This window comes from Acidimicrobiales bacterium (assembly GCA_035533095.1).
Taxonomy (GTDB): domain Bacteria; phylum Actinomycetota; class Acidimicrobiia; order Acidimicrobiales; family Palsa-688; genus DATLUM01.
Window position 1 is genome coordinate 1 of sequence record DATLUM010000119.1, and the last position, 23,298, is coordinate 23,298.

Here is a 23,298-nt window from a genome sequence, read left to right on the forward strand (position 1 = left end):
CACGACCCCGCCTCCCGCGATCGAGACCTTCACTTCTTGGCCCCTTCCTCCACCCGCATCCGCTTCGCCAGCTCTTCCATGGCTTCGGTTCGCGCGGCGAAATGCACGGAGTCACCCTCTTGGCCGATCATCGTCGGCCCCACGATGCGTGCCTGGCCGCCTCTGGTCACCATCACCGGCCGGAACCGGTCGCCGTCCGCGAGCTCCGACATGTTCTTCCCGCACAGCGAGTCGGGCAGCAGGAACTCCACCATGTTCACGCCTCCCGTCGGGTCGGTCCACGCTGTGATGGCCTCATCGGGAAGCAGCCGGCGGATCACCTGATCGACGGTCCAGCTGACCGTCGCCACGGTCGGGATCCCGAGACGCTGGTAGATGGCGGCGCGGCGGGGGTCGTAGATGCGCGCCACGACGCTCGCCACGCCGAAGTTCTCGCGTGCGATGCGGGCGGTGAGGATGTTCGAGTTGTCGCCGCTCGTGACCGCGGCGACTGCGTCCGCGCGCTGGACGCCGGCGCGGGTCAGGTCGTCGCGGTCGAACCCGAAGCCGACGACCGTCTCGCCGGTCCAGTGCTCGGGCAGGCGACGGAACGCGTCGGGGTTCTTGTCGACCACCGCCACCTCGTGCCCTTCCCGCTCGAGCCGCACGGCGAGCTCAGAGCCGACTCGGCCGCACCCGACCACAATGACGCGCATGTCCTAGAAACCTACGCGGGCCGGCGCCGGGCCCGCTTCTGATCCAGGAAATCGACCAGCACGTAGTCTCCGAGCGTCTCGGGGGTCGTGAAGAAGGCTCGGCCGCGGTTGAGCTGGGTCATCTTCTCGACGAATTCCCGGAGGTAGCCGGTGGCGTCGAGCATGAACGTGTTGATGCGAATGCCGTCCCGGGTGGCGCGGACCACCTCGTTGAGCGTCGCCCGAATCGTCTCCGGCGCCGGCGGGTAGCTGAAGAAGGGCGGTCCGCCATCGGGCGGGATGTGGGCTGTGGGCTCCCCGTCGGTGATCATGATGACCTGCTTTGTGCCGCCTTGCCGCGCGAGCATCCTCCTGGCGAGCATGAGCGCGTGCTGCATGTTCGTCCCGTATGTGTAGTCCCAGGAGACCTCCGGCAGCTGGGCCGCCCGCAGCTCTCTTGCCACCTCGCCGAAGCCGACCAAGCCGAGGTAGTCGCGCGGGAACTGCGACGTGATCAAGGCGTGCAAGGCCATGGCGACCTTCTTCGCTGCGAGGAAGTTGTCGCGCATCGGCATGGACAGAGACAGGTCCAGGGCGAGGACGGTCGAGGTGGTCGTGAGACTCTCCGTCCGCTCGACCTCGAAGTCGTCGGGTGACAGCCGAACAGGCGTGCCGGTGCCGCTGCGGGCGATCGCATTGCGCACGGTCCGCTCGATGGAGAGGTTGAACGGGTCTCCCCACTCGTAGGCCTTGGTCTCGTAGGTGCGCTCGTGCCCGACGCCGACGCGCTCGACGACGTGGCGCCCCATCCGGTCCTTGATCAACCTCGAGAAAAGATCCGACAGCGCGTTCTGACCGATCCTCCTGAGCCCACGCGGCGTGAGCTCCAAGCGGCCTTCCCTCTGGTCGATCAAGCCGGCATCGGCCAGCTGGCGGGCGAGTTTCGACAGCTGCTCCAACGACTGGGCTGCGTCCTGTCCCAGCAGCTGCTCTGCTCGCTCGATGTCCACCTCGGCCAGCGCGCCCGGGTTGTTGGCAGTCGTGAGCATCTGCTCGAGCTGGTCCATGTCGCCGAGTTGGTTCATCACCGCGGCGGCCTCGGCGAAGCCGAGTGGGTCCTGGCCGCTGAAGTCGTAGCTGCGCTCCCAACCCATCGACGGGAATGCCTGGCGGAGGTTCCCGCCGAGGCGCTCGACCTGCCAGCGCAGGTCCATGTCCTCCAGCAGGGAGTCGGCGAGCTGTTGCAGCTGCGCTCGCTGCTCGGGGGTCATCGAGTTGAGCATCTGCTGCATCGCCGCCATCTGGCGAGCCATCTGCTCCAACAACTCGTCGAGGCTCTGAGGATTGCCGGGGAACATGTCGCCGAAACGCTCCATGAAATCGGCGAACATCCGGTCCGTGTCGCCGCCCGCGGCGCGGGTCTCGAGCATGCGGTTGAGCTCGTTGAACATGTCCTTCATCCGCTGCAGCGATTCCGGCGACATGTCCGACATGGCGGAGGACATCTGGTTGAAGTGGCTCTGCATCAGCTGCGAGCGAAGCTCGTCCATGAGCTCGTCGAACGCTTGGCGCGCGTCGCTGCTGGTCCACTCGTATTCCTGCAATGCCTGGACCTGACCGGCGAGATCCGGCGGGAGTAGATCGAGCGCCATGCGCCGCTCGTCAGCCACCTCGTCGGTTATCTCCGCCCGCCTTTGGTCACCCGAGTCACGCGCTTCTTGTTGCAGCGCGTCGATCCCGGAACGCTCCCGCTCCACGATCTCGCGGAGACGCCGGGCCACGTCCTCGTAAGGACCACCCAGGTCGTGACGATCGAGCATCTCCCGCCGGCGCTGGCGCAGCCGTTCGAGGATCTCGCGCATCCCGGCGACGCGCTCGCCATTGCGGTCGGCGAACCCGCGCTGGAGCAGCCGTTGCAGCGCCTGGTTGAGATCGCCGTGATACAGGAGCTCGTCCGTCAACTCGCCGAAGATGTCGTCGGCGTCGTAGTCGAAGCCGACCTGCGTCCCATCCCAGCGTGAGTAACGGAAACGAGTCACTCGCTACCTAGCCCTGTACGCGGCCCGCGTGCCCGACGCGTCCTTGTTCAACCTCTTGGCGAGGTGCAGCCCCTCGAGCACGAACTCCGTAGCGCTTGCGATCACGGCCGCGCTCTCACTGGGCCCCGGCGCGCCGCTCAAATGCGTGACGACTTCTCGCAGCGTGGGGCTGTTGCCCAGGGCGTCGACGAAGCGCCCGGACGCGACGTCGTCGCCTGTGTGTATGACCAGGCCTCCGTCGAAGTCTGCAACGGCGTCGCGCAACCGGTCCTGGGGAACCACGTCCTTGAACACTGTGAGCACAGCCTGCTTCACGATCCTCTCGACCACCTGCCCATCACGCCCCTCGTCGACGGTTTCGATCTCGACTTTCCCGGCAGTCGACGATGCGAGCGACTCCAGGTCGCTCACGCGCGGCACCGCCTCCGTCTCACCCAGCCTCAGCGCCCTCCGCACGGCGCTCGCGACCAGCGTCTCGTAGTTGGACACGCTGAGGCGAACGGATACACCGGAACGCTGATTGACGTGCGGGCTCTGGCGCGCCAGATGAGAGATCGTCGCGACGATCTCGGACATGTAACCGGGAACCTCGACGCGCACTCCCTCGACCGACAGTGGGACCGCCTCCTGCTCCACCACCTCCATCTCGGTCGATGTGTCGAGCGGGTAGTGAGTGCGGATCTGCGCGCCGAAACGATCCTTCAGCGGCGTGATGATCCGGCCGCGGTTCGTGTAGTCCTCGGGGTTCGCCGACGCCACAAGCATCACGTCGAGAGGAAGGCGGATCTTGTAACCGCGCACCTGTACGTCGCGCTCCTCGAGAACGTTGAGCAACCCCACCTGGATTCGCTCGGCCAGATCCGGGAGCTCGTTGATCGCGAAGATGCCGCGGTTGGTGCGCGGGACGAGGCCGTAGTGCAACGTCAGCTCGTCGGCGAGGTAGCGACCCTCCGCCACCTTGATCGGGTCCACCTCACCTATCAGGTCTGCTATCGACGTGTCGGGAGTGGCCAGCTTCTCCCCGAAGCGGTCTTCGCGGTGGACCCACTCGATCGGCGTGTCTTCGCCCCGCTCGGCGATCAGGTCCCGGGCGTGACGAGAAACCGGTCGGTAGGGGTCGTCGAGGATCTCCGAGCCCGCGACGACCGGTACCCACTCGTCGAGCAGCGAGGTGAGGCTGCGGATGATCCTGGTCTTCGCCTGGCCGCGCTCGCCGAGGAAGATGATGTCGTGGCCCGCCAGGAGGGCGTTCTCCAGCTGCGGAAGCACGGTCTCGTCGTATCCCTTGACCCCGTCCACCAGGGCCTTGCCCTCGGCGATGCGACGGGCGGCATTGCGCCGAACCTCCTCTTTGACCGGAATGGACTCCCATCCCGACTCTCGAAGCTGGCCGAGGGTGGCCGGACGGTTGCTCATGCGCGCCACGCTACCGCCGACCGGCGGTGTCCACTTCTCGGGCCGGGGAGCCCCCGGACGGCCGCCGCCATTGCCCCTTCGTCATGGATCGCGGCATTTGCGCCGAGGAAAAACCCTGCATAGTGGAAGGAGAACCGCGTTTTTAGGTAAAAGAGATGCCTGGGGGATCTTTCGGTAGTGCCCCCGGTCTTCACTTCCAGATCGTCCACTTCGGAGCCGATAAAGAGGTCCAGATGAACTCGGTCGCACTTCCTGCCTCGGCAACCGGCTCGGCCCTCGGTGCCGAGGCGGATCTGATCAGACGTGCAGCCAGGGGCGACGGCGAGTCCTTCGAGGAGCTGTACCGCCGCCACAGCCAGGTGGCGTGGCGATTCGGTCAGGCCGTCGCCGCCGACGGCGACGCAGCCGTGCAGGCGGTGGCGGAAGGCTTCGGGCGCGCGCTGCGGGGGCTGCGCCGGCACAGCCGGATGGACACAGAGGGCTTCCGCCCCTTCGTGCTCGCCGCGATCTACCGCGCTGCCGTCGACAACCTGCACTCACATGGTGCACCCGCGCCGGTGGCTCCTCTCGACCGTTCCTCTACTGGGACCAAGGGACGCTCGTCGAAGCCCCGGGGCGCCGACGCCGCGTTCGTCGAGGCAGCATTCCGCAGCCTGCCCGAAAGATGGCGGGCAGCCATCTGGTTGAGCGAGGTCGAGGCGCTCAGCGAGGACCGCATCGCGCCGATCCTCGGAGTCTCAGCGGCGGTCGCCGCCCAACTCGTCTCGCGCGGCCGGCGCGGCCTCCTCGGCAGGTTCGAGCAGGGTCGCCGGCCGGTGCCCGCGCACCTCGACGCCGCCCTGCGTCCCCTTTCTACGACGGTGCCGGCAGGCCTCGGCAAGTCGGTCGGTGAGCGGTGGGCGGCTCTGGTCAACGACCCGGCCGCTCGTTTCGCCCCCATCAACGCCTGGCTTTCAGAGCGCGCCGTCCGCCCGCTTTGGGTTTCGGTCGGCGGTCTCATGGGGCTCAGCCTCATCGGGCTCGGGATCGTCGGCCAGAGCACCGGCGTCCCCACCGGTCCTGTCGCCAGTGGCGCGGCCTACGGGAACGTGAACGCGCCCGGAATCAACCCCGCGTTCAACCACGGGTTCCAGTCGATCGTGCCGGGCAGCGGGCTCAACGCCTTCAACCTGTCGTCGCTGAACGGCGGAGGCGCCGGCAGTGGTGGCTTCTTCGGTGGTGGGATCACGGCCCCCGGCGGCGGATACACCGGCGGTGGCAACAACCCGCCCCCCGGCGGCAACAACCCGCCTCCTGGCGGCAATAACCAGCTTCCGGGCAGCAACCTCCTGCCACCGGGGACCACTCCGTCGACGAACAACCTCCTTCCGAGCAACCCGGTCGTGAACGTGAGCAGCAGCGGCTCGACTGAGACCGTCACCGTGCTTCCGACTAGCAGCGGCACCAGCACCGCCTCGGTGTCGTACTGCCCGAGCAGCGGTGTCGGCCTGTCGGTGGGTTCGGTGTCCTACGGCTGCACCTCCACCTCGAGCTCGACCGACAGCACGTCTTTGTCCGGGACGCTCAGCACCACGACCAGCACGCTGAGCACCACGACCACGACGCTCACGTCGGGCCTGTAGCCCCCCCGGAGCCGCCGGCTCTGAGAGCCCGGGCCAGCGGCTACCCTCTGGCGCGGATGGACCTGGGAGGGATCTGGCCGGCGGCCGCGTCCGACGATGACCTTCGCCGCGTCATGGCGGACCCCGACCTCGACGACAGCGGTTGGGAGCGACTCGCCGTGCCGGGGCACTGGCGCGCCCACCCGTCCTTCGCCGGTTCCGACGGCCCTGTCGCGTACCGCCGGCGCTTCGAAGCGCCCCCGCCCGAAGCGGGCCGGAGGGCGTTCTTCACGTTCGACGGGGTCTTTTACCAATCGGATGTGTGGCTCGACGGTGACTACCTGGGCGACACCGAGGGATACTTCTTCCCGCACACCTTCGAGGTGACCGTGCCGCTCCGCGCCCGCAGCGAGCACGTCCTCGCCGTCGAGGTGGCGTGCGGGCGTCCCGACGACAAGGCCCGCAAGCGCAACCTCACGGGGGTATTCCAGCACTGGGACTGCATCGATCCCGACTGGAACCCAGGTGGCATTTGGGCCCCCGTGCGCCTTCACGAGACGGGCCAGGTGTGGCTCCGCTCGCTCAAGGTGCTCTGTCGCGACGCGACGGCGGAAACGGCGACACTCGACTTCGAAGCCGAGCTCGACACGCCCGGTGCGCAGGGAGTCACCGTGGTCACCCGGGTCGCCCGCGAGGGGCACGAGCCGGGGTCGGCGGCGGCGACTACGGACACCCATGCTCTGGCTGTCGGGCAGAACGTCGTCCGCTGGCGCGTCGCCGTCGACGAACCGGAACTGTGGTGGCCCCACTCGCTCGGAGAGCAGCCCCTCTACGACGTCTCGGTCGAGGTGCTCGCCGGCGACGAGCAGAATCCCAGCGACAGCAGGACGCTGAAGACCGGGCTGAGGCAGGTCAGGGTCCGCAACTTCATCGCCACCGTCAACGGCGAGCGGATCTTCCTCAAAGGCGCCAACTACGGACCCGCCAAGCGCGCCCTGGGAGACGTGACCGTCGCAGACCTCGAACGCGACGTCGCGCTGGCCAAGGACGCCGGCCTCGACCTCCTTCGAGTGCACGCCCACATAAGCCGCGCGGAGCTGTACGAGGTGGCGGACCGGACCGGCATGCTCCTATGGCAGGACATGCCCCTCCAATGGGGCTACGGCCAGGTGCGCCGGCAAGCCGTCGCGCAGTCGAGGCGGGCGGTGGAATTGCTCGGCCACCATCCGTCCATCGCGGTGTGGTGCGGCCACAACGAGCCGATCGCCATCGAGTTCGAAACCGGCGCATCGCTGACGGCTCGCAACGTCGCGCGTGTCGTCGCCGGCCAGGTTCTGCCCACCTGGAACAAGACGATCCTCGACCGCTCGATCCGTCGCGCGCTCGAACGCTCCGACCCGTCGCGCGAGGTGGTGGCGCACTCGGGAATCGCCCCCCACCCGGCGTGGGGAACCGACAGCCACTTCTACTTCGGCTGGTACCACGGCGACGAACGTGACTTCCCGGGGGTGGTGGCGAAGGTGCCGGTGATCGGTCGTTTCGTGAGCGAGTTCGGCGCGCAGGCGGTTCCCGGCTCCGCCGAGTTCATGCACCCCGACCGCTGGCCGTACCTCGACTGGGCAGAGCTCGAGTCGCACTTCTGCCTGCAGAAATCGATTTTCGACCAGCGGGTACCTCCCGGCGACTACGCCACGTTCGAGGCGTGGCGCGACGCGACGCAGCAGTACCAGGCGACGGTCCTGCGGTATCACATCGAGGCGCTGCGGCGCTTGAAGTACCGGCCCGCCGGCGGGTTCTGCCTGTTCGTCCTCAACGACTCTCAGCCGGCGGTGTCATGGTCGATTGTGGACTACGAGCGCTTCCCGAAGATTGCCTACCAGGTCGTCGCCGAGGCGTGCGCGCCGGTGATCGTGGTGGCGGACAGGCTGGGTCGTTGGTACAACCCGGGCGCACACATCGGCCTCGACGTACACGCCGTGAGCGACCTGCGAAGGCCGGTCGAAGGCGCCGAAGCCACCGCGACGCTCCGGTGGCCGGGCGGTGGGCGAACCTGGCGCTTCGTCGGTGACATCCCGGCCGACTCGTGCGCGCGCATCGGTCACGTGTCCGAGACGATCCCGCCGGGCACACCCGAGGGCGAGGTGCAATTGGACCTGCGCCTGCGCTGGGACGACGGCGAGGCGCGCAACAGCTACATCAGCCGCGTGACCTGAGCGGGCAGGACCGGGGCCACCGCGGGTCGAATCCTTGTAGCGAGGTTGTTATGAACGACATCCAAGGATCCCGCCGTCCCGCCGCCCGGTCCCCCCGCCGGCGCGGGCCGGCGCCCAATCAGCTCGGCGAGCTCCAGTTCTCCGACTGGTACGACACCCCGGTGTTCGAACCGGACGACGACGAGCTCATCGAGGAGATGGCGACCGCCGGCCACGGTCCCCGGCGTCTCATGGCAAAGGCACGGCTGGCGAGAGACGCCCGGAGGGCCAAGCGCCGCCCGGAGTGGGACACGCTGGCGCCGGCGCCCGCCGTCAAGCCTGTGGCCGTCAAGCCCGTGGCCGTCAAGCCCGTGGCCACCGAGCCCATCGCCGCCAAGCCCGCCCCCACACCGGCGGCCGCCGCCACCAAGCCCGCCCCCGCAGCGGATATCGACGCGTGGGCCACCTCGGGACCGGCACTCACCGACGAGTCGATGCGGTTCGACCTCGAGAGAGAGAACCTCTGGCGCCGGCGGCTCAACTCCTTCCTCGACCGCTGGGCCGAAAACGAGGTCGCCGTCGCCGCTCGCCTCGACCGTTCACTCGAGCGGGTGCTCAACCCGAGCCTCCCCGAGTTCCTCGCTTCCGCAGCCAGGCGGGGCGGGTCTCGCTGATCCGTCCAACTCCCCGACCCGGCCGGGCCTGGTAGAACCTCTGCCCGGATGGCCCGATTCCTGTCGCCCGAATGGTTCGAGCAGGTCACGCGCCGCACCGCTGAGCCGCCGGCCACAGCCGACAGCGACCGGCTCGTGCTCCGCCAGGTCGTCCGGGACACGCCCGACGGCGAGGTCTGCTACCACGTGGTCGTGGAGTCGGGCGCCGCTCGCATCGTCCCCCCCGGCGACTGCGACCCCGGGCCAGCGGACCTGACCATCACGACCGGGTGGAACACCGCCGTGGAGATCGCGCAGGGGAAGCTCGCCGCGCAGGCCGCGCTGGTCGAGGGACGACTGCGGGTCCACGGGAACCTCGCTTGCGTTGCCGCGCACGCCGGGGCCCTCGGAGGGCTCGACCCGGTACCGCCCGAAGTCCGCGAGCAGACGACGTACTGACGCCGCGAGGGAAAAGTGACCAAGTGCCCTGCCGGGGGGCTACCGGTCGCCGGATCCCGCGGATATCCTCGCCTGACACGGCCACCACGGAGGTTGAGCAAGTGACGCTGTCGGACGTGATCGACGACCAGTTCCTGGCTCGCTACAGGGCGTTGCTGGACGCCGAGGACGAAGCCTTCGACGAGCTGGAGCACGCGTTCGAGGACGGGGACAGAGAACACTTCGACAAGGACCTGTGCGCCTGGCGCAAGGCGGTCGAGCGCAAGCTCGGCTACCTGCACCGCCTCGGCGTGGTGCTCCCCCCGACCATCAGCGCCTAATTCTGCTTCTTCCAGGCCATCACCTGGCCCCGGACGGTGAGCAGCACGTCCGCGTCCGGTGACGGCGCGCCCGGGCCGGTGATCCTGACAAGCAGCGGATCGCCGCGGGCGGTTGTCACACGTAACACCGCGTCGTGCCCGAAGTACGCGCGGTCCTCGACGTGCCCTGAGATGCCGCCCCCGGCGGGGGCCGCGTTGCGGGTACGCGCCTCGATCTGCTCGGGGCGCACCAGCACGGTCACCTGGCTGCCGAGATCGGCCTGAACGGCTCCTTCCTGCAGGACGAGCCGCCCCAGTCCGGTGGACACCACTCCCCCGCCTTCGACGGTTCCCGGGAGCAGGTTGGCCTCCCCCAGGAACGTAGCCATGTCGGCATCGACCGGCGTCCGGTAGAGAACCTCGGGCCGGGCGTCGGCGACGATCCGTCCGCCGCGCAGGATCGCGACGCGGTCCGACATGGACAACGCCTCGTCCTGATCGTGGGTCACGAGCACGGTCGTGGCCCCGCGCTCGCGCAGGATGTTGGCCACGTCCCGGCGTACCGAAGCGCGCATCGCGGCGTCGAGAGCGGAGAACGGCTCGTCGAGAAGGACTACGGCCGGCTCGACGGCGAGGGCACGCGCGAGGGCCACTCGTTGCTGCTGGCCGCCGGAGAGCTCGTAGGGATAGCGCCGCTCGAGGCCGCTCAGACCGACAAGCTCGAGAAGCTGCGACACCGCCCGCCTGTCCGCACGGCGCCCGAGCCCGAAACCGACGTTCGCCGCGACCTTGAGATGAGGGAAAAGAGCGCCGTCCTGCGGCACGTAGCCGATCCGCCGCCGCTCGGGCGGTACGGCATGGCGGCCGTCGTCCACCACGACGCCGCCCAGGCGGACCATCCCGGATTCGATCTTCTCGAAGCCGGCAACGACACGCAACAGCGTGGTCTTTCCACTGCCCGACGCGCCGAGTACCGCGGTTATCGAACCGGCCGGAACTTCGAGGTCGACGCCGGTGAGGACCGGCTGCCTGCCGTAGGAGTGGATGACGCCGCGCAGCTCGAGCTCGCTCGTTGGTGCTCCACCAGCTTCGCTCACGGGTTGAACCCCGGGCGCCGGTCGAACCAGGTCGTGAGCAAGTACCCGGGGACCGCAGCGAGCGCCACGATCGCCACCGCGTAAGGCGCAGCCGCACCGTACGAGGTGGCGCTCTGGTAGGCCCAGAACTGGGTCGCCAGGGTGCTCACGCCGGTCGGCACCAACAGCAGCGTGGCCGTGAGCTCGGTCACCGCCGACAGGAAGACAAGGCAGAAGCCGGCGGCCAGGCCGGGCGCGACGAGCGGCAGCGTGACCCTCGCCATCACCGACAGCGGAGCGCGGCCAAGCGATCGGCCCACCTCCTCGAGCTGGCGCGGCGCCTGCGCCACGGACGTCCTCACGCTGATCAGCGCGAGAGGGAAGAACAGGACCGCGTATGCCGCGACGAGCAGGGGCGCGCTGTGGTAGAGCCCGTACGCGTAGTGCGTCGCGAAGTACACGAGGGCGAGCGCCACCACGATCCCCGGCAACGACTGAACCACGTATGTGCTCCTCTCCAACACGATCGCAGCCGGTGATCGGAAACGCACCGACAACAACGCGACCGGCAGCGCCAGCACCGTCGCGATGAGCGCGGCCGCCGCGCTGTAACCGGCTGTGTGCGCGAGAGCCGACCATATCGATCCACCGGGCAACGTCGTCGCGTGGCTCGCCGCCATCCAGTAGACGAGCGTCCCGATCGGCACTCCGAGGCCCGCCGCGGCGAGGACAGCCATGGACAGCGACGAGCCGGCAGCGTGCAGCGGGCGCAGGCGACGGCGCGCCGGCATCGGGGCGGCCTGGCCGGCGGACCGGGCGAGCCTGCCACGCGTGCTGACCCCGGCCTCGCCGGCGAGCACCGCCATGCCGATCAGCACCAGCACGATGGACAGACCCGACGCACCCGCGGGGTCGAAGCCGAGCTTGAGCTGGGCGAAGATCGTCGTCGTGAACGTCTGGAAGCGGACGATCTCGAATGCGCCGTACTCGGCAAGAAGCGCCAGGCACACGACGAGGCAGCCGCCGGAGATGGCGGGACGCACCTGGCGCAGGGTCACCGACATAAAGGTCCGCAACGGGCCGAGACCGAGGCTGCGCGCCACTTCTTCCTCCGCCGGGTCGGCGCGTCGCAGGGCTGCCGCGACCGGGAGGTAGACGAGCGGGTACAAGGCGAGGCTCATCACGAGAGTGGCACCGGGCAAACCTTGTACCGACGGGGCGATCGAATGCCACGAGTACCCGACGACGAAGTCAGGGATCGCGACCGGCAGCACGACGAGGACGGCCCACACGCGGCGGCCGGGAACGCTGGTCCGCTCGATCACCCACGCGGCGCCCGTCCCTAGGACGGCGCACGCCGCGCTGACCGCCGCCGCCAGCTCGACGGTGTTGACCAGAAGTACCCGCGTCAGCCTTCGCAACAGCAGGTGCATGACAGAGTCCCAACCCGAGTGCGCGGCTTCGAGAACCAAGAAGACCAGCGGCACGAGCAGCGCGGCCGCCACGAGTGTGCTGATCACCGCGAGGACGCGAGGCGCGCGCCGGCGTGACCTTCGCAGTGTCGGGGTAGCGAGGGCCATGCCTGAGTATCCCTGTTACACCAGCTGCGCCTGCTGGAGCAGGTGGAGGGCGACCGACCCGTCACCCAGGTCCGCCACCGAGACCGGCGCCGGCGGCAACTGCGAGAAGGGTGTGAGCCCGGGCGGATCGGCAGTCCCTGGCGCGAGCGGGTACTCGAAGCTGTTGCTGGTGACCAGCGCGTCCTGACCGGTCGCCGACACCATGAACGCGACGAGTTGCTCCGCCTCTGCCCTGTGGCTGCTCGATTTGAGGACACCGGCGCCGGATACGTCGATCACGAAACCGGGATCGCCGGCGGCGAAGTAGGCGATCTTGGAATGCACCCTTGACTGCCCGGCCTCCTTTGCCAGCCGGTACCAGTAGTAGTGGTCGAGGACTCCGATGGCGGCCTGCCCGTCGTTGACGTCCGCTGCCAGGGCTTCGTTGTCGGGTTCGATGTGACCTGACGCGTTGTCGTGTACGGCCTTCAGCCACGCGAGGGCAGCCGGGTCCCCCTTGGCCTTTGCGATGGAGGTGACGATCGGTTCGAAGTCGGTCTCGGTCGGGGCCAGCGCGAGCTTCCCCTTCCAGCTCGGATCCGCGAGATCGAGGATCGACTTCGGGACTTCCGACGCGTGGACTCGGGAGGTGTTGTAGACCACGACGCTGGCCCTCGCTGAGACACCGACCCAGTCACCCGCCGGCGAGCTGTACTTGGCCGGAACAGCGGAGAGAGCGGCCTGCGGCAGCTGCTCGAGCAGGCCCTTGCCCTGGAGCGCCATGAGGGCCGGGGAGTTCTCGCTGTAGATCACGTCGGCGGGCGAGTTGCCGCCCTCTTGCTCGATCTCCTGGACGAGAGAGTTCTCGTCGCCGCTGCGGACGTTGACGTGGATGCCGGTCTTCGCCTCGAAAGCGGAGACGATCGCCTGGGTGGTCTCGGCATGCTGGCCGCTGTAGAGGGTGAGGCTCGCGCCGTGGCCGCCACCGGAGTTCCCTCCGCACCCGGCCAGGACGGCCGCGCAGATCACCGCCGTCGATGCAAGAAGCGGTAGGGCTCCACGGCCCCGGCGATCCGGCACCGCGCCAGTGTCGCAGCTCATAGGGTTCCTTTACAACTCATGTTAGGGAGACTGAAGATAGGCGGCCGCGCCGGGCTGGCCCGGCGGCGAAAGCGGGGCCTATCGTCGGGCCAGCAGTGCACCCCGCCGTTCACCGGCCCTTCACCCGCCATTCACCGGAGGCTTGTTCCCAACATGAGTGCCCCTTCCCCCGTACGTGTCGCCGTCACAGGTGCAGCCGGCCAGATCGGCTACAGCCTGCTGTTCAGGATCGCCAGCGGGGAGATGCTCGGGCCGGACCAACCGGTCATCCTGCAGCTGCTCGAGATCACTCCCGCCCTCGGCGCGCTCAACGGCGTGGTCATGGAGCTCGAGGACTGCGCGTTCCCGCTCCTCGCCGGCACCACGACGTCCGACGACCCGAACGTGGCGTTCGGTGACGCCAACGTTGCCCTGCTCGTCGGGGCCCGGCCGCGCAGCAAGGGCATGGAACGCAAGGATCTTCTCGAGGCGAACGGCGCGATCTTCACCGTCCAGGGCAAGGCGCTCTCGGACAACGCGGCCAAGGACATCAAGGTCCTCGTGGTGGGCAACCCTGCCAACACCAACGCTCTCATCGCCATGCACAACGCCCCGAACATCCCTGGAGAGCGCTTCACAGCAATGACGAGGCTGGACCAGAACCGGGCCATGGCCCAGCTCGCCGCCAAGGCGGGGCGACCTGTCACCGACGTGACGGACCTGACGATCTGGGGCAACCACTCCGCTACCCAGTACCCGGATGTGTTCCGGGCCAAGATCGGTGGCAAGCCGGCCAACGAGGTGATCGGCGACGACGCCTGGGTCGAGAAGGAGTTCATCCCGGCCGTCCAGCAGCGGGGGGCGGCGATCATCGAGGCCAGGGGGGCATCCAGCGCGGCGTCGGCGGCGAGCGCCGCGATCAACCACGTTCACGACTGGGTGCTCGGCACACCGTCCGGCAGCTGGGTATCGATGGCGATCCCGTCGGACGGCTCGTACGGGGTGCCCGAGGGTTTGATCTCGTCGTTCCCGGTGCGCTGCAGCGGGGGCAACTACAAGGTCGTCGAGGGGATCGGCATCGAGGAGTTCTCCCGCGGCCGCATCGACGCATCCGTCGCCGAGCTCGGCGAGGAACGCGACGCGGTCAGCGAGCTCGGTCTCATCGGCTGACGGCGCACCCGCTTTTGCGGGACGGAGGCGTTTTGCGGGACGGAGCCGTCGACAAACGACGTGTAGGTCCCGCAAAACGGGCTCGTCCCACAAGAAAAGCGGGGGGCTGCGCCGGCAGCCGCTTGGCGACTGCCGCGGGCAGTTACAGCCGGTCGACGACCGCGCTGGCGAACTCGGACGTCTTGACCTCCGTCGCCCCGTCCATCTGGCGGGCGAAGTCGTAGGTGACGATCTTGTCGGCGATCGTCGCCTCGAGCGCGCGGACGATCTGGTCGGCGGCGTCGTTCCAGCCGAGGTGCTCGAACATCATCACGCCGGAGAGCAGCAAGGAGCCCGGGTTGACCTTGTCGAGGCCCGCGTACTTGGGAGCGGTCCCGTGGGTCGCCTCGAAGATCCCGTGGCCCGTGACGTAGTTGATGTTGGCTCCCGGGGCGATGCCGATGCCGCCGACCTGGGCGGCGAGAGCGTCGGAGAGGTAGTCGCCGTTGAGGTTCGTCGTGGCTATGACATCGAAGTCCTCGGGGCGGGTCAGGACCTGCTGAAGGGTGATGTCGGCGATGGCGTCTTTGACGAGGATCTTGTCGCCCGGCTTGCCGTCGCAGTCGTCCCAACCCACCGCGACATCCGAGAATTCCTCGCGCACGAGGTCGTAGCCCCAGCTTCGGAACGCGCCCTCCGTGAACTTCTGGATATTGCCCTTGTGGACCATCGTCACCGACTTGCGGCCGCGCTCGACCGTGTAGTTGAGAGCCGCGCGTATGAGCCGCTTCGAACCCGACTCCGAGACCGGCTTGATGCCGATGCCGCTGTCGGGACGGATGTCCCAGCCGAACTCGTCGTGGAGCAGATCGATCATCCGCTTCGCTTCTGGGGTGTGGGCCTGCACTTCGAGGCCGGCGTAGATGTCCTCGGTGTTCTCCCGGAAGATCACCATGTCCACGAGTTCGGGACGCTTCACCGGTGAGGGGACGCCCTGGAACCAGCGCACTGGCCGCAGGCATACGTAGAGGTCGAGGATCCGCCGTAGGGCCACGTTGAGAGAGCGGAAGCCTCCTCCCACGGGAGTGGTGAGAGGGCCCTTGATCCCGATCAGGTATTCGCGGAATATTTCGATCGTCTCATCGGGCAGCCAATTGCCCGTCTCGTTGAACGCCTTCTCCCCGGCGAGGACCTCCTTCCACGCGATCTTCTTGCCGTGCTTCTCGGCAGCGGCGTCCATGACCTTCCTGGCCGCCGGCCAGATGTCGACGCCCGTCCCGTCGCCCTCGATGAAAGGAATGATGGGTTCATCGGGAACGGTAAGAGTGCCGTCCTCCACCGTCGTGATCTTCTCGGCCATGACGTCAGCCTACCGGGAGCGCGCGTACAGCCCCGCGGGCCGGCCGCTGCGATAATGACCCGATGAGCGAGTGGGTCTCTCGACCGCTCGATCTGGTTGGCCGCGACGAGTCCCTCGCCGCAGCAGCAGCCGGCATCGAAGGGGGCGGAGTCCTCATCGTGGGCGCCCCGGGGGTGGGCAAGACGGCGATGCTTCGCGTGATGCTGGAGGCGCAGGCCCGCCGCGAGGACACCAAGGTCTTGCGCCTGGTGGCGGACGCGTCGGGGCCGGCGATCCCCTTCGGGGCGTTCGCGCCTCACGTCCCTGAGGTCCGGGGGATGCCGGGCGCGCGGCCCGATCTGTTCTACCTGCTCCAGTCGGTGCGCAGATCGGTTGTCGCCGGCGCCGGCGGCGGCAGGCTGGTCATCGGCGTCGACGACGCCCACCGGCTGGACGAGGCTTCCGCGACGTTGCTGTTCCAGCTGGTGTCGACCGGAGATGCCGTGGCGGTTGTCACCGCCCGAGCCGGCGAACCGCTCCCGGATCCCATCCGGTTGCTGTGGAAGGAGGAACAGGTCGAGCGGATCGACCTCGCGCCATTGGATGTGACCGGGCTGATCGCTCTGGCGGAACGGCTCGTGGGCGGACCGCTCGACGGCGACCTGGCCGAAGCGCTTGCACGGGCGAGCAACGGCAACCCGCTCTACGCCCGGGAGCTCATCATCGCCGGGATCGAAGACGGTCGCGTCGTCGAGAGGCACGGGGTGTGGTCTCTCGAGGGAACCCTGCCGATCGGCCCCCGTCTGACCGAACTGCTCGACGAGAAGTTGCGGGGCGTCGCGCCCGACCTCATCCCGTCGCTGGAGGTCGTCGCGTTCGGCGACCCGCTCCCGGTCAGCGTGATGCGTTCCCTTGTATCACCGCGCGACGCCGACGCTTTGCAGCGTCTCGGCCTTCTGGTGTTCGACGACGTGACGGACTCCGACCAGTTCGCCCATCCCGGCCACCCCCTCTACGGAGAGCTGGTGCGGGCCCGGATAACGGCGAGCCGGGCGACGGAGTTACGCTTGATGCTGGCTGAAGCGTTCGAGGCAGCGGGGCGGATACAGACGGACCTCCTCCGCGTGGTCACATGGAGGTTCGACGCCGGCAAACCCCCGATGGCCGAGACCCTCCTCGCCGCGAGCCTGCGCGCCGCTGAACGCCTGGACTGGCAGCTTTCCGCCCGACTCGCGATTGCTTCGATGGAAGGCGGAGCCGAACCGGGCGGGGCTCTCGCTCTGGCGGAGGCTCTCGGTCACCTCGGGCGGTTCCAGGAGGCGCTGTCGATCCTCGAGGGCCACGAGGGCTCCGACGACGGAGAGAGAGCCCGCCTCGCGGTCCTCCGCTCATCGGTGCTGTTCTGGGGACTCGGTCGCTTCGAGGAGGCTGCAGCTGCCCTGGCCGCGGCCCAGAAACGCATCTCTTCATCACGGGAGCGCGCGTGGGTCGGCGCCGTCCGTGCCGGGATGTTGACCGCTCTCGGCCGCCCCTCTGAGTGCGTGGAGGCGGCCCGCACCATCGCCGGATCTACACAAGTCTCCCCGCGCGCCGCTGATGCCGCACGATCCGCTCTCGCTCTGGGCCTGGTCTGGTCTGGCAGGACCGAAGAGGGCCTCGCTCTGGCGAACATGTCGCCGGATCGCGAATGGGAGCATCACGACAGCGTCCCGCTGGCGAACCGCTGGCCCGTGACGGTCAAGCTGGCCGGGTTCCGGATGGCCGGCCGAGTCGCCGAGATGGAGGAGTTCGCCGGCGAGGAGCACCACTTGGCCGTGCAGCTTCACGACCGGGAGGGAAAGGCCGCGGCCGCAGCTGCTCTCGGCTGGGCGGCTCTGATGCGGGGACAGCTCGAGGTCGCGGCCATGCGCCTGCGCGAGGCCCTCGGCTCACTGGCTGGACCGGACGCGAGCGCCGGTCGAGGCCAGGCTCTCATGACGCTCGTGGAGATTGTCGCCCTGAGCGGGGATTCCCTTGCCGCAGGCGCTGTGCTCGCAGAAGCGAGGCAGGAGATGTTCGCCGCGCCGGACTGGGCGGCGCCGCGCCTGCACTGGTGCGCGGCGTGGGCGGCGGCATCGCGCAGCGAGCTCAGCATGGCCATGGCGGAGTTCGAAATGTCGGCGAAGGCGGCGGCGAGGAGCGGTCAGGTGTCGTTCGAGTTGCTGGCACTCGCAGCGATGACCCGTCTGGGATCACCGGACGGCGCTGGGCGCCTGGCCGAGCTGGCAGCCTCGGTGCAGGGACCACTGGTCCAGATCGTCTCGGCCCACGCGCGGGCGCTGGAAGCTGGCTCTCCCGATGATCTCGAGGACGTCTCCGATTCGTACGAGTTCCTGGGTCTCACGCTGTTTGCCGCGGAAGTGGCGACGCAGGCGAGCCGGGCGCACGCGGCGCTAGGTCAACCCCGCCGGGCCACGGCCGCCGCGCTGCGGGCGCAAACGCTGCTGTCCGGCTGTGGTTCCACGCGGCCATTGACTGTGATGCTCGCCTCGTCGCCGGCGTCGCTCACCCGCCGTGAACGGGAGGTGGCACTGCTGGCCAGGTCGGGACTGTCCAGCCAGGCGATCGCGTCACGGCTGCATCTTTCGGTCCGGACGGTGGACACGCACCTCGCTCGCGTGTACCACAAGCTCGGGATCACCAGGCGCGGGGAGCTACCGGGCGTGCTCGACGGCGAAGGCGAGATCGCCGCGGGCGCGTAGCCCGCGGGCTCCGGCGCTAGCAGGCGTAGTCGAGGTCGTACGCCGAAGCCGGAGGTGGATACGCTCCGGCGAAGCTGCCGGTGTAGCCGTACTGCACGTACTTGACCTTGCCACCGGCGAACGCCTCTGACGGGTCGGCGCAGAACGACGTGGCCGTATAACCCGGGCCGCTTAGGCTGCCGGCACCAGGAACCCACAGGTCGATGCCCGGGATGACCATCCCTGCGGTGATCGCGTTCCACTGGGTCGCGTTCGAGTAGATGCCCACCGACGGTCCGCTGTCGCGCAGCGCGTCGAGCGCGCCCTCGATGACGAGCCGGTTGACACCAGCACCCGTCCAGCCGGAGCCCTTCTCGACGTCCATCCACCACTTGGTCGGATGAACGCCAACCGAATTCGAGTACCTCACCCACTGCAGCGCGTAGTTCCACCCGTAGTTGAAAGCGATGCACGGGGCCTCACCGGGATGGCAGGCGCCGGCTGGTCCGTTGAGGGCCGCTGGAGGTGCAGGGAACGGAACCCCGTCCATGTAGATGTAGGCCTGCATGTTGGGTCCTGCCCAGGCGGCCTCGGCGGTGTAGCAGGGGTTGGGCCCCCCGTAGAACGTGCCGCCGCTCACCTGGACCACGGCGATAGGCGTCCGCGCCGCAGGAATGCTCCCGCACTGGTAGTTGGAGATGTCCATCCCAGTGGTACCCGCCGGTGTGGGCGCTGGGACTGTGCTCGCCAGGGCGAGCGGAGCCGGGACTGGAGCGGGGGCCGGCGCCGGTGCCGGCGCGACGGCGCTGCCGAGATAGGTCGCGTCGCCGAATGTGAACACGCCGCCGTCGGAACCGGTGAGCCAGTAGCCGTGGCCGGAAAGCGTGGGTGCCATCCCGACGATTTGGCCACCGAGGTGCCGGCCGGCCAAGGAGCCGAAGTACTGGGCGTCACCGAAGGTGAAGACGCCGCCATCCGACCCCACGAGCCAGTAGCCGTCGCCCGTGGGCGTCGAAGCGATCCCGACGATGCCGCCACCGAGATGCTGGCCGGCGAGAGAACCGAGGTACGGAGCGTTGAAGGCGAACACCCCGCCATCTGAGCCCACGAGCCAGTAGCCACCGGTGATCGGGTCTACGGCGATGCCGGCGATGTCCCCGTTCAGATGCTGGCCGGCGACCGATCCGTAGTACGGGGTGTTGAAGGAAAAGACGCCACCGTCGGCGGCCGCCAGCAGATATCCGCCGTCCAGCGGGTCCGAGGCAATCGCAGTGACGGGAGCGTTCAGGCGTTGCGACGACGCCGACCCGTAGAACGGTGCGTTCAATGCGAACACCCCACCGTCCGAACCGGCGAGCCACAGGCCGCCCGACGTCGTCTGCGCGGCACCGACGATCCTGCCGTTCAGCATGTGACCGAGCATGGTCCCCGGGTCGTTGCCGGCAAAGGAGTAGACACCGCCGGCGCTGCCGGCCAACCGGTAGCCACCGTCGCTGGTCGCCACGATCGAGGAGATAGGCCGATCGGGCACGTTCTGAATCGACCGCGCAGCGAGATTCGCCGGCAATGGCGCCAACTGCGGCCCGTCAGACGTGTTCTGCGACGACCCCTGGGTAACGCATCTTGCGATGGGCCCCTTGCAGTTCTCGATGACAGGCATCGCCGATGCTGGTGGAACTGCGAAGGCCGTTACACCGCCGAGGGCACCTACTGCGGAGATCCCCACGAGGACCCCGCCGCTCGCCGCGCGCGACTTGGCGCGGCCTGACTTCTTGGACATCCTTCCTTCCCGCCCCTCAAGGACCGACCCCGAGGCAGAGCAGGAGAAAAGGTAACGATGCCGGATCAGGAGGCCATCAACGGGAAAACAACTCTCCCCCGATACACAACCGACGATTGCGACAACAAGTATCAAACGGTCGCGCCGCCCGTGTTCCTCTTGTACCGCTACGGGCCTTCCGTCCTGAAGAGGTAACTCCCGTCCTCCCCCCCGGGTTCCGCGGTGCCGGGCACCACCAGGAACGGCGCCTGCGCCTGCGGGCTCGTCGCGGAAACCGCGAATCGCGGACCGAGCACGTCTGGAACGAGGATCGGCAGGATCGTCGGCGGTAGGTTGCCGCCCGCGTCGGAGGTGATCACGACCGACCCGGTCGACACCGACCACGAGATGGTGATCGGTGTGTTTGCGGGGAATCCCGATCCGGTGACGGTGACGAGCGTTCCGGGTGGCCCGAGAGCGGGGTTCAGCGTGAGCGTCGGGGTGCCGGGCGCTGGCACCGCTGTCGTCGTCGTGGTCGACCCCGGCGCGGCCACCGACACTACGCGTGATGTCCGAGCCGAGTTGTCGGCGCGCCTGAACGGTGTCTGGCCGGGACCGTTCACGGAGAACCCGGTGAGGAACACCGCCGGCGGGATCGACGTGCCCGCGGAGTCCGTCTCGGTGAGCGTGACCTTGTAGTTCCCGGGTGTCGCGTAGACGTGGCTCGCTTGCGATGTGGCGGTCGCAGTGCCGTGCCCGTCCCCGAAGTCCCAGGTGAAGTTGTTCACCGACCCGTAGGCGACTGAGGAGCCCCCGGCGTCGAACGATGTCGGCGTTCCCGACGCGCCGGGTATCGCCGAGAACGAAGCGACCGGTGCCTGGTCGGGGGTTATCGCCAGCTTCTCGGGCCCAGTGAGCGTGCCAAAGCCGGTCCCGAGGTGCGTTGCGTTCCCGAGTACCAGAGACGGAGCGGCGAGCGTATAGACGATCGTGTCGCCCGTCGCTGAGTCGGTACCGGCAACGACAAGGGTCGATCCGTCAGGCGAAAGAGCCTGAGTGGCAGCACCTCCCGCGCTGGGCAGCTGGCGAAGGGTACCTGGCACGCCTGTTGATGGCGAGAATGACTGGACACCTTGACTGCCCGTGACGTAGAGAGTCTGACCCTCGGGACTGACTGTGATGCTCGTTGGAACGAACGACAGAGGCTGCGGGGACCAGGACGGCACCTCACCCGCCTTCAGTGGTAATGGGAGCGCTAGCACCCAACCATTGGGCGAGCTAGTCGGAGTACCTGCAGAGATCGCGTAGAGCATATCGCCGGATGGCGCCACGGCGATGTCGACGATGCTGCCCACGTGGTCGAAGTTGTAGGTCGAGGACTGAGTCGGATTCGTAACGGAAAGAGCTGTGATGCCTCCGAGTCTCCCTGCCGTGCCAGATACGAAGAGGGTCGACCCATCGGGAGATATCGCGATCGCGGCCGGTATCGTCACCCCACCTATCCCGGAAGTGAGTTGGGAGTCGATTGGTGGTGACGTCGAGATCCCAACTGTGTCGATACTGTTGCTGTACACGCCGCTGCTTTGGTTATAGGTGGACTCGAGAACGTATGCCCGCGAGGAATCCGTGGGATCTGCTGCGATCCCGATGGGGTTGTTGGCGGTGTTCGTCCGCGAAGTCGTCCGGCTGGCAACGTCTTCGACCGCGATCAACGGAAGAAACGCGCGTATGGTCGCTGTTGGGGGAAGCAACCCGTAGACAACCTTGGACGCGGTCGGGTTGATCGCGACGGAAGCCACGCCCGAACCGAGAGTGCCGGACGCGACTGGAGCCGCACCCCCGGCCTGTAGGGAAGAAAGGTTGAACTGGTCGTAGGGACCGTTGTTCGACGATCCGGGGCCGCCGACGAACACCTGCGGCGAAGCGCCAGTCGGGTTGGCCGACGCACGACCACCGCCGCCGACCACGCCGACCAGTGACATCCCCGTCGCCACGACGGCGACCGAAGCAGCCGCTACCGGCCAGCGCCGTTTCACGACCCGGCGAGGCTTCCCGCGTAGTAGATGGCCGGCGTGCAGGCCCCCGGGCAACCCGACACGACCAGTTGCATCTGGTTCCCCGCCGCGAAGACGGTCGGAGTGATCCAGTGGTAGTCGAGGTCACGGAAGTTCGCGAGAGACCACTGCATGAGTGGTACGCCGTTGCGGGCCAGGATCAGCGTGCCGGTGTCGCCGTTCGGGTTCTCGACGAGCAGGTCGGTCATCTGAAGGGTCTTGCCGGTCGGCACGGTGTAGACGACCTGCGTTCCGTTCCCGGAGGCTTGGGCGCTGCCGTTGATCGACTGGGCGCTCGACGCGGTCGATGACCCACCGGTCCCGCTCGCCGGCGGAGTCGTCACCGCCGTCGAACCGCCACTCTTGGATCCGCCGCCTCCGCCGGATGTCGCGGGTGCGACCACTCCGGCTGCTGTCAGCTGCTTCTTCACCTGGTCCTTAGCCGTCGAACGGATCTGTGGCTTTAAGAGCACGAACCAGAGGAGCACGAGTAGGGCAATCAGCGCGACGAGGGCCGCCAGCGCAGCCAGCAGCCACCTCGGCAGCAGTGGCCCTTGCGTCATGGAGCCGTCGATCGGCAGCACAGCGGGGTGAGGGCCGACCTCGTCCTCGGGAACGGTGAGCGTCGTGGTGAACGGCAGAGTCTGGGCGGGGCCGCGCCAGAACCGCTTCAGTGGTCGGAGAGTCGCCCGCACGAAGACCGTCTCTCCCGGCTGGACCGTCACCGCCGCAGGCCTGAACGCGAACGCCAACGCGCCACGCGGATCGCTCCCGCTGACACCCGCGACGTAGGGACAGTTCGACCGGTTGTCGACAGCCAGCCGCGTCCTGCCCCTCAGACCGCCGCGCGTGATCCGGGGGACCAACTCGGCCCCGACCGCGCTGAAAGGCGCAACGTTCAGGGACGCCTCCTCGACGACGCTCCCGTCTGGGTCCTCGGACGACGCAACCCGGATGCCGAGCGGCATGGCACCCGCCGCCGACGCGGGCTCGCGCGGCGCCAACACCACGACGCTCACCGTTCCCGAAGCCTGCGGGAACAACGAGATCGTCTCAGGGCTGAACGACACCCACTGCGATCCCCCTCCCAGAGCTTCGAAGGAGAATCGGTCGACGACCGTCCCGGTGTTACGGATCTGAAGGGTAAGAGTCGACGGTCTACCCGGTTCCACGTCGATATTGGAACTCGACAGCTGAGCGACTGCACCCATGTGAAGGACCTCCGCGTT

Annotated in this window: 17 protein-coding genes; 7 read left to right on the top strand and 10 right to left on the bottom strand. The window is 68.2% G+C overall.

Annotated features, from left to right (window positions below):
* Positions 1 to 29 precede the first annotated feature (29 nt).
* The 3 genes from VNF71_14540 to VNF71_14550 are packed head-to-tail and all read right to left on the bottom strand — an operon-like array spanning position 30 to position 4,129.
* Positions 30 to 695, bottom strand: a complete 666-nt coding sequence (locus tag VNF71_14540; protein HVA75773.1) for a TrkA family potassium uptake protein — start codon at positions 693 to 695, stop codon at positions 30 to 32.
* An 11-nt stretch (positions 696 to 706) separates the two neighbouring features.
* Positions 707 to 2,713: a hypothetical protein gene (locus VNF71_14545; GenBank protein ID HVA75774.1), complete on the bottom strand. Its 2,007-nt coding sequence runs from the start codon at positions 2,711 to 2,713 to the stop codon at positions 707 to 709.
* A 3-nt stretch (positions 2,714 to 2,716) separates the two neighbouring features.
* Positions 2,717 to 4,129: a sigma 54-interacting transcriptional regulator gene (locus VNF71_14550; protein HVA75775.1), complete on the bottom strand. Its 1,413-nt coding sequence runs from the start codon at positions 4,127 to 4,129 to the stop codon at positions 2,717 to 2,719.
* A gap of 233 nt (positions 4,130 to 4,362) precedes the next feature.
* Between VNF71_14550 and VNF71_14555 the strand changes: the two genes are divergently transcribed.
* From VNF71_14555 to VNF71_14575, 5 genes are all read left to right on the top strand, one after another.
* Positions 4,363 to 5,751: a sigma-70 family RNA polymerase sigma factor gene (locus VNF71_14555; protein ID HVA75776.1), complete on the top strand. Its 1,389-nt coding sequence runs from the start codon at positions 4,363 to 4,365 to the stop codon at positions 5,749 to 5,751.
* Between the two features lie 56 nt (positions 5,752 to 5,807).
* Positions 5,808 to 7,943, top strand: a complete 2,136-nt coding sequence (locus tag VNF71_14560; protein ID HVA75777.1) for a hypothetical protein — start codon at positions 5,808 to 5,810, stop codon at positions 7,941 to 7,943.
* Between the two features lie 50 nt (positions 7,944 to 7,993).
* Complete coding sequence (locus tag VNF71_14565; protein HVA75778.1) at positions 7,994 to 8,596, top strand: hypothetical protein; 603 nt, start codon at positions 7,994 to 7,996, stop codon at positions 8,594 to 8,596.
* 48 nt (positions 8,597 to 8,644) lie between these two features.
* Positions 8,645 to 9,034: an SCP2 sterol-binding domain-containing protein gene (locus VNF71_14570; protein ID HVA75779.1), complete on the top strand. Its 390-nt coding sequence runs from the start codon at positions 8,645 to 8,647 to the stop codon at positions 9,032 to 9,034.
* Positions 9,035 to 9,135: 101 nt separating this feature from the next.
* Entirely contained in the window at positions 9,136 to 9,354 is a 219-nt protein-coding gene (locus VNF71_14575) for a hypothetical protein (protein HVA75780.1), read from the top strand.
* Here VNF71_14575 and VNF71_14580 read toward each other — a convergent pair.
* The 3 genes from VNF71_14580 to VNF71_14590 all read right to left on the bottom strand — a co-directional run bounded on the left by VNF71_14580 (position 9,351) and on the right by VNF71_14590 (position 13,069).
* On the bottom strand, positions 9,351 to 10,430 hold the full coding sequence (locus VNF71_14580) for an ABC transporter ATP-binding protein (GenBank protein HVA75781.1): 1,080 nt from the start codon (positions 10,428 to 10,430) through the stop codon (positions 9,351 to 9,353). The two genes, VNF71_14575 and VNF71_14580, sit on opposite strands and share 4 nt — an antisense overlap.
* On the bottom strand, positions 10,427 to 11,929 hold the full coding sequence (locus tag VNF71_14585) for an iron ABC transporter permease (GenBank protein ID HVA75782.1): 1,503 nt from the start codon (positions 11,927 to 11,929) through the stop codon (positions 10,427 to 10,429). Before VNF71_14585 ends, VNF71_14580 begins: the two co-directional genes overlap by 4 nt.
* A gap of 75 nt (positions 11,930 to 12,004) precedes the next feature.
* The gene (locus VNF71_14590) at positions 12,005 to 13,069 is read right to left on the bottom strand and encodes an extracellular solute-binding protein (GenBank protein HVA75783.1); all 1,065 of its coding nucleotides are present in this window, start codon (positions 13,067 to 13,069) and stop codon (positions 12,005 to 12,007) included.
* Positions 13,070 to 13,222: 153 nt separating this feature from the next.
* Here VNF71_14590 and VNF71_14595 point away from each other — a divergent pair, with 153 nt between their 5' ends.
* Entirely contained in the window at positions 13,223 to 14,218 is a 996-nt protein-coding gene (locus tag VNF71_14595; GenBank protein ID HVA75784.1) for a malate dehydrogenase, read from the top strand.
* Between the two features lie 142 nt (positions 14,219 to 14,360).
* Here the strand turns inward: VNF71_14595 and icd are convergent, their stop codons facing one another.
* Complete coding sequence (gene icd, locus VNF71_14600; protein ID HVA75785.1) at positions 14,361 to 15,557, bottom strand: NADP-dependent isocitrate dehydrogenase; 1,197 nt, start codon at positions 15,555 to 15,557, stop codon at positions 14,361 to 14,363.
* Positions 15,558 to 15,619: 62 nt separating this feature from the next.
* Between icd and VNF71_14605 the strand changes: the two genes are divergently transcribed.
* The gene (locus VNF71_14605) at positions 15,620 to 18,277 is read left to right on the top strand and encodes a LuxR C-terminal-related transcriptional regulator (GenBank protein HVA75786.1); all 2,658 of its coding nucleotides are present in this window, start codon (positions 15,620 to 15,622) and stop codon (positions 18,275 to 18,277) included.
* Positions 18,278 to 18,293: 16 nt separating this feature from the next.
* Here the strand turns inward: VNF71_14605 and VNF71_14610 are convergent, their stop codons facing one another.
* The 3 genes from VNF71_14610 to VNF71_14620 all read right to left on the bottom strand — a co-directional run bounded on the left by VNF71_14610 (position 18,294) and on the right by VNF71_14620 (position 23,280).
* The gene (locus tag VNF71_14610) at positions 18,294 to 19,787 is read right to left on the bottom strand and encodes a hypothetical protein (GenBank protein ID HVA75787.1); all 1,494 of its coding nucleotides are present in this window, start codon (positions 19,785 to 19,787) and stop codon (positions 18,294 to 18,296) included.
* A gap of 416 nt (positions 19,788 to 20,203) precedes the next feature.
* Positions 20,204 to 22,051 carry a PKD domain-containing protein gene (locus VNF71_14615; protein HVA75788.1) on the bottom strand — a complete coding sequence of 616 codons (1,848 nt, stop codon included), beginning with the start codon at positions 22,049 to 22,051 and terminating at the stop codon, positions 20,204 to 20,206.
* Positions 22,048 to 23,280, bottom strand: coding sequence for a hypothetical protein (locus VNF71_14620; protein ID HVA75789.1), 1,233 nt, complete (start codon positions 23,278 to 23,280; stop codon positions 22,048 to 22,050). The genes VNF71_14615 and VNF71_14620 overlap by 4 nt, the downstream gene beginning before the upstream one ends.
* Positions 23,281 to 23,298 lie beyond the last annotated feature (18 nt).

Coding starts and splice junctions, on each gene's coding strand:
- VNF71_14560 (HVA75777.1), top strand. CDS start 5,808: ATGGACCTGGGAGGGATCTGGCCGGCGGCCGCGTCCGACGATGACCTT.
- VNF71_14570 (HVA75779.1), top strand. CDS start 8,645: ATGGCCCGATTCCTGTCGCCCGAATGGTTCGAGCAGGTCACGCGCCGC.
- VNF71_14605 (HVA75786.1), top strand. CDS start 15,620: ATGAGCGAGTGGGTCTCTCGACCGCTCGATCTGGTTGGCCGCGACGAG.
- VNF71_14595 (HVA75784.1), top strand. CDS start 13,223: ATGAGTGCCCCTTCCCCCGTACGTGTCGCCGTCACAGGTGCAGCCGGC.
- VNF71_14590 (HVA75783.1), bottom strand. CDS start 13,069: ATGAGCTGCGACACTGGCGCGGTGCCGGATCGCCGGGGCCGTGGAGCC.
- VNF71_14620 (HVA75789.1), bottom strand. CDS start 23,280: ATGGGTGCAGTCGCTCAGCTGTCGAGTTCCAATATCGACGTGGAACCG.
- VNF71_14565 (HVA75778.1), top strand. CDS start 7,994: ATGAACGACATCCAAGGATCCCGCCGTCCCGCCGCCCGGTCCCCCCGC.
- VNF71_14540 (HVA75773.1), bottom strand. CDS start 695: ATGCGCGTCATTGTGGTCGGGTGCGGCCGAGTCGGCTCTGAGCTCGCC.
- icd (HVA75785.1), bottom strand. CDS start 15,557: ATGGCCGAGAAGATCACGACGGTGGAGGACGGCACTCTTACCGTTCCC.
- VNF71_14555 (HVA75776.1), top strand. CDS start 4,363: ATGAACTCGGTCGCACTTCCTGCCTCGGCAACCGGCTCGGCCCTCGGT.
- VNF71_14550 (HVA75775.1), bottom strand. CDS start 4,129: ATGAGCAACCGTCCGGCCACCCTCGGCCAGCTTCGAGAGTCGGGATGG.